A 3,070-nucleotide genomic window follows, 5' to 3' on the forward strand; every position below is an offset into this window, starting at 1 on the left:
GCAGCGCTCCCCAGTGCCCGAACGGGGCGACGCAGCCAGAGGTACAGGACGACCCCGGTGGCGAAGGAGGCTGCGGCGGCCCCGACCCGCGCCGACCCCACTCCCTTGCCGAGGACGAGCTGCGCGACCCCGTAGAGGTCCTTGGCCGTCGGCGGGTGCTGGAGGTTGGCGGTCAGGAGCCCGTGGACGTACTGCCAGCCGGCGCCCGCGTACGTGAACTCGTCGACGTGCGGGGTCTGCGCGCCCAGGTGCCAGAACGCCACGAACAGCCCCGCACCGGCCACCACGGCGAGCGCGACGGCCTGCGCTGCTCGACCACGCCGGGTCCTGCCGACTCCGGTCCCGGGCACGTCGTGGTCCACGGCGACCGATCGTAGGCAGCCGGTCCGGGCGCAGCCCGGGATGCGGACGCCGCTTCCCGCCGAAGCTCTCAGGCCGGCGCTGTCGTCGGACCGGCCGACCTCCTCATGCCGCCTCGAGCCCGGACGCCACCGGCGTCAGGGCCGCCGCGACGTACTCGACCAGCCGACCGCGCCCCACGCCGTCGGCCACCCAGACGCCGAAGGCCGCGGCCGCGGCACCGAGCAGCGCGCCGGACACCGTCTGGGGCCACAGCGCACCCGGACGCTCCCCCGTCCGAGCGGCCACGAACGCGGCGACCGCGCCGTGCTGCTGCATCACCCGGGCGGCGACGCTCGCGACGAGTTCCGGGCCGATCCCCATCACCTCGGCCTGCGCGACCGCCCAGGGCACCCGCTCCGGGTCGTGCTCGCGGGCGGCGGCGAGCAGGGCCTCCTCGACGGCGCGGACCGGGCTCGGCTCGGTGGACGCGTCGAGGAGCGCGGGGATCGCGGCGACCGCGGCGTCGAGCTCGAGCCACATCACGTCGGACTTGGCGGCGAAGTAGTTGAAGAAGGTGGCGCGGCTGACGCCGGCGCGGGCCGCGATCTGGTCGACCGTGGTGCGGCCGTAGCCCTGCTCGAGGAAGAGCTCGGCAGCGGCGTCGGCGAGCACCTCGGCGCTGGAACGCCGCGGCCGGCCACCGCGGCGAGCGCGGTCGTCGTCCGCTCGCACGAGGTCCATGTCCCCAGTAAACCGCTAGACTCGGCGAGCCATGAAGTTGGACTCAGTACAGAAAAACCGGTCGCGGATCGCGACCTCCCTGGCGGGCGCCGCCACGATCCTCCTGGCCGTCACGGCCTGCACCGGTGGCGGAGGCGGGTCGACGAGCAGCACGCCGGTCGCCGGCGGCACCCTCGTCTACGCGTCGGGGGACGCGGAGCCGACCTGCCTCGACCCCCACGTCGGCGGCAACTACCCGCAGGCACTGCTGTCCAGCCAGTACATCGAGGAGCTCACCGCGCTGCGGGACGGCGAGCCCGTCCCGGCCCTCGCACAGTCGTGGACGACGTCGGACGACGGGAAGACCCTGACCTTCCGGCTGCGCGACGACGTGTCGTTCACCGACGGCACGCCGTTCGACGCGGCCGCGGTCGTGGCGAACATCGAGCACGTGCAGGACCCGAAGACCGCTTCGAGCACGGGCTACCTCGCCCTGCAGTCGATCACGAAGGCCACCGCGACCGACGACCACACCGTGACGCTGACGCTGAGCCGTCCGGACAGCGCACTGCTCGAGTCGTTCTCGCAGCCGTGGGTCGGCATGGAGTCCCCGAAGGCCCTCGAGCGCTCGCAGGCGCAGAACTGCGAGTCCCCCGTCGGCACCGGACCCTTCCGGGTCACGGCGTGGAAGCACGGCGACCGCGTCACGCTCGTGAAGAACGCCGACTACACGCCGCTCGGGAAGCAGGCCGGCAGCACGACGAAGCCCCGCTTGGACGGCATCACCTGGCGGTTCCTCCCCGACTCGACGTCGCGCTACGCGGCGCTGCAGTCCGGCCAGGTCGACGTCGTCGACAACGCCCAGCCCGACCAGATCCGAGCCGCGAAGGCCGGCGGGTCGATCCGCGACCTCGACGCCCCGCGACCCGGCGCCTCCAACCGCCTCGAGCTGAACTCCGGCCACGGCGTCTTCCAGGACGAAGCGGTCCGCGAGGCGTTCATCCACGGCGCCGACGTCGACCCGGGCATCACGTCCCTCTTCCTCGGCACGGCGAAGCGCTCGTACTCGCTGTTGTCGAGCGTCGAGCCGTTCGCGTACTCAGCCGACGGCGACGAGCTCTTCGACCACGACGCGTCGAATGCCGAGCAGCTGCTCGACGACGCCGGCTGGAAGCAGGGCTCCGACGGTGTGCGGACGAAGGACGGCAAGCGTCTGACGGTGACGTTCCCGGTGTCGACGAACCAGTCGATCCCGGCCGAGCGCAGCCTCTTCCAGCAGATCCAGGCCTCCGAGAAGGCGATCGGCTTCGACGTGCAGATCAAGGAGCTGGACCTGTCCAGCTGGTACGCGGCCCTCGCGGCGAACCAGTACGACGTCGTCAGCGCGCCGTACACGAAGGTCGGCGCGGACGTCCTCCGCATCCTCTACGACAGCGCGAGCATCAAGCCGGCCCCGTCCGGGTACTTCGCGAACCTCGCCCAGCTCGACGACCCGACGGTCGACTCGCTCCTCGAACGCGCCGCTCGCACCGCCGACACGCACGACCGCGGCGAGCTGTACGAGCAGGCGCAGAAGGACATCCTCGCGAGCGCGACGGTGCTGCCGCTGTACGACCAGCAGAACCACTTCCTCGTGTCCACGAAGGTGCACGGCGTCCGGACCACGGCCGTCTCGACGCCCTGGTTCGGCTCGGCCTGGATCGACCGCTGACGCGCCCTGACGGGCGACGACCGGACTGGAGGCACGGCATGACCCCGACGCGCCCGTCGCGCTCCGGCGCATGGTCGCGGTGGACGCTGTGGGGCCTCGGCCGCCTGGCCGGCGGGATCGGCGTGCTCTGGGCCGTCGCCACGATCGTGTTCGTCGCGATCCGGCTGATCCCCGGCGACCCGGCGCTCGCGATCCTCGGCGGCCCCGGGTCGCAGGCGTCCGCCGCAGCGGTCGCCCAGGTCGGCACGAGTACGGGCTCGACCGTCCGCTGCTCGTGCAGTACGCCGTGTTCCTCGG

Annotated in this window: 3 protein-coding genes and 1 pseudogene; 2 read left to right on the forward strand and 2 right to left on the reverse strand. The window is 72.6% G+C overall.

The genetic code is table 11. The features are described from left to right. Positions 1-362 (reverse strand): hypothetical protein (locus I59_RS19235; RefSeq protein WP_042726477.1); only part of this gene is annotated, 362 nt, incomplete at its 3' end. 103 nt (positions 363-465) lie between these two features. Beyond that, positions 466-1,083: a TetR/AcrR family transcriptional regulator gene (locus tag I59_RS04965; RefSeq protein ID WP_022902923.1), complete on the reverse strand. Its 618-nt coding sequence runs from the start codon at positions 1,081-1,083 to the stop codon at positions 466-468. 31 nt (positions 1,084-1,114) lie between these two features. Between I59_RS04965 and I59_RS04970 the strand changes: the two genes are divergently transcribed. Continuing rightward, positions 1,115-2,773, forward strand: a complete 1,659-nt coding sequence (locus I59_RS04970) for an ABC transporter substrate-binding protein (protein ID WP_022902924.1) — start codon at positions 1,115-1,117, stop codon at positions 2,771-2,773. A 38-nt stretch (positions 2,774-2,811) separates the two neighbouring features. Continuing rightward, positions 2,812-3,070, forward strand: a pseudogene (locus tag I59_RS04975) (ABC transporter permease); the annotation flags it as partial.

The sequence above is a fragment of the Curtobacterium sp. B8 genome, assembly GCF_000333315.1.
In the GTDB taxonomy this organism is placed as follows: Bacteria; Actinomycetota; Actinomycetes; order Actinomycetales; family Microbacteriaceae; genus Curtobacterium; species Curtobacterium luteum.